The following is a 2834-nucleotide window of genomic DNA, read 5'->3' as shown; positions in this document are numbered from 1 at the left end:
ATGATGCTGTCTACGACCGGGTCGGCAATATCCTCTTGAGCCGCATCATGGGGGCAGAGGTGCGCCTGGTTGACGAGGGCTTTGACATCGGCATCCGCCGCAGCTGGGAAAAGGCACTTTATGAAGTCAAGGCAAGGGGCGGCAGGCCATATGCGATACCTGCCGGCGCCTCTGTCCACAAATACGGCGGCCTGGGCTATGTGGGGTTCGCTGAGGAGGTGCGTGCCCAGGAAGAGCAGCTTGGGTTTGCCTTCGACTATATCGTCGTCTGTACGGTGACTGGTTCAACCCACGGCGGCATGCTCGTCGGGTTCGCCAAGGATGGTCGACAGCGCAACGTGATCGGTATCGATGCCTCCGCCATGCCCGCCAAGACCAAGGCGCAGGTGCTCGGCATCGCCCAAAATACAGCGAAGCTCGTCCACCTCGGAGCGGAAATTGTCGAGGCAGACGTGGTGTTGTTCATGGACTACGCGTACCCGGGTTATGGCGTTCCATCGGAGGAAACCAAAGAGGCAATCCGTTTGTGCGCGCGGCTCGAGGGCATGATTACGGACCCCGTTTACGAGGGCAAATCGATGCAAGGGATGATCGACCTCGTCCAGAGGGGCTTCTTTCCACAGGGATCGAGGGTCCTCTACGCACATCTAGGCGGCGCGCCGGCGATCAACGGGTACGGCTACACCTTTCGCAACGGCTGACGTTCGGCAGTCTGCGATTCCGCGGTCGCGCTCGAACGTGGGTAGGTAGCGTCGTTCGAGCGCTTGGCTGGAGAAGTGGAGGCAGCGACGGGCATCCACTAATTGGTACCATTACGTGCTGTCGGGGCTCAACGCCACGCGCATTGAGCGCATGCCGCCGTTGGCAACCGCGAGGCGAATTTTGACTCCGGGGCAAGAATCCACACGCGGCGGTGGCGGCACGAGGACCAAGCCGGCGAGTTCGCGCTTTCGAACTGGCGCCAAACTGCCACTGCTCGAGGACCGAGGCCAGTCTAATCACAGGCGAGCCGTCCAAGCTCTCAAGAGATAGGGCGAAACCCGACAGCGGCAGAAGACATGTCGGGTTCACGACAATCGGCCGCATTTAGCCTCGTGGAGAATTTCAAAGCATTTCCCGCCGCTTACCGGAGCTGAGGGAATTGGCACCTCCGTTGCAGCTTGATGTGCGGCAACACGGTGAGAGCTTCGCTGAAGCAAGCCAGAGGGAGCGATGCCCTCGAGACCGTGTCCGATTTTGACGGGAAAATATTCCGCGACAAAAGAGACGAAAGGTGTGGAATGACTTTGGACACCAAGATGGAACTGCGTATGGGGTCCCCGGCTCCTGCGATCAAAGTGGAGAACTGGCTGCGTGGCGAGCCCCTCACGAACTTTCGGCCCGGCAAGGTCTACCTCGTTGAGTTTTGGGCGACTTGGTGCGGACCATGTGTCGACGCCATGCCCCATTTGATCGAACTGCAGGAGAAATATGAAGGCAGCGGATTTGAGGCGGTCGGAGTTGCCGCCTGCGAACAGGGTCCTACCGCAGACGAGGCGCGGACCAACGTGGATGCCTGGCTGACCGAGAAGTTCCCGAATCTGAATTATCGTATCGGGTTCGATTACATTGGCGAAATGAACAAGCTCTGGATGGATCCCAGCTCTTCGATTGGGATTCCCACCTCGTTCGTGGTCGACCGCGACGGCCACATCGCTTTTATCGGCCACCCGGCGGAACTCGATGACGTTTTGCCGAAAGTCCTTAACGGCAGCTGGCGCAGCAGCTATGAAGCGAAAGCCGCCGATGCAAAGCGCATCGCGCATAACCAACTTGCAGCGCGCGAAATGTCGCTTACCGGGCCGATATACGCCAAACTTGAGCCGGCGATGCAGGCCGAGAATTGGACGGCGGCGCTCTTGGCCATCGAAGAAGGCCTCGCCTTGATGCCAGACTCTTTTGATTTTCGGCAGATTCATGCGGATCTTCTGCTTCACAAGCTGCGCGACATCAAGACCGGCATGCCGGTCATGCGAGAATTGGTCGAGGACGCGATCGACAAAACGTCCGACGCGGTGTCGTGGATGGCCTTGGCCCTCAACCAACTCTTCGATCCCACGATGGACAATTCCCATCTTCCGCGCGCGGAGCGCTTTGCGATGGGCAACGAGCTCTCGGAACAGATACTGGCACTCAATCCCCCGAACGGCGATGGCCCGTTTAAATACCGCCGGTACCTCCCGGTAGCTCAGTATTATTACGAGAGCGGCAACAAAGATCGCGCAATCGAGTTGATCGAGGTGGCACTGAAATCGGTGGACCGGCTGGGGCCAATTCCGGACCACACCAAACAGTACTATCTTACCCCATTGCTCGAAGCACTGGCCAACTACACGGGTGAGCCTGCCTGTCACGCGGATCTTTGTGTGGCTCCGCAAAAGAAGGCACCCGAAACTCAAAACGCAGTCACTTCCTGAGCAAGAATCGCGAAGGGACTGACAATTGGAATTGAACACTGGCCAATCCGCCCATCGAAGCTCTCTTCGCAGCAAGTATGTCGATGCAGCAGGGCGGCGGCTTGCGGCAGGTTGGATTTCAATTGCGTTGACCACCGGTCGGATCGCGGCGCAGACGATGTGCGCCGCGAATTCGCGCCGCAGGTCTCGCACTCGTGGACATGTCGAGGTCGGCCACGGGGCACTCTTGGGGTTGGCCCGCCCAAGCCATTCGTCGGCCACGCAAGCGGACCCGGAGTGGGCATCGCAGGAAAAGGAAATCGTACCTCGAAGACGAAGACTGAAATGACGAACAACGAAATTCCTCCGGTTGGCCCTGCTGTCAACAATGACGAAGAA

The 2834-nt window shown here is 58.7% G+C and carries 2 protein-coding genes; both read left to right on the top strand.

Annotation, left to right across the window (positions count from 1 at the left end; all coding sequences use genetic code 11):
- Positions 1–701, top strand: a 701-nt coding sequence (locus tag JT360_RS32885; RefSeq protein WP_214477556.1) for a pyridoxal-phosphate dependent enzyme, incomplete at its 5' end; no start/stop codon positions are given.
- A gap of 597 nt (positions 702–1298) precedes the next feature.
- Positions 1299–2456, top strand: coding sequence for a TlpA disulfide reductase family protein (locus JT360_RS32880; RefSeq protein ID WP_126080608.1), 1158 nt, complete (start codon positions 1299–1301; stop codon positions 2454–2456).
- Positions 2457–2834 lie beyond the last annotated feature (378 nt).

Origin of the sequence: Mesorhizobium sp. dw_380, from assembly GCF_018588885.1 — a bacterium.
Taxonomy (GTDB): domain Bacteria; phylum Pseudomonadota; class Alphaproteobacteria; order Rhizobiales; family Rhizobiaceae; genus Mesorhizobium.
The sequence above is the reverse complement of the archived record's forward strand: the minus strand, read 5'-3'. Positions and strand labels throughout refer to the sequence as shown.

What these genes read in the sequence shown, in the direction of transcription:
- JT360_RS32880 (WP_126080608.1), top strand. Translation starts at nt 1,299, where the DNA reads ATGGAACTGCGTATGGGGTCCCCGGCTCCTGCGATCAAAGTGGAGAAC.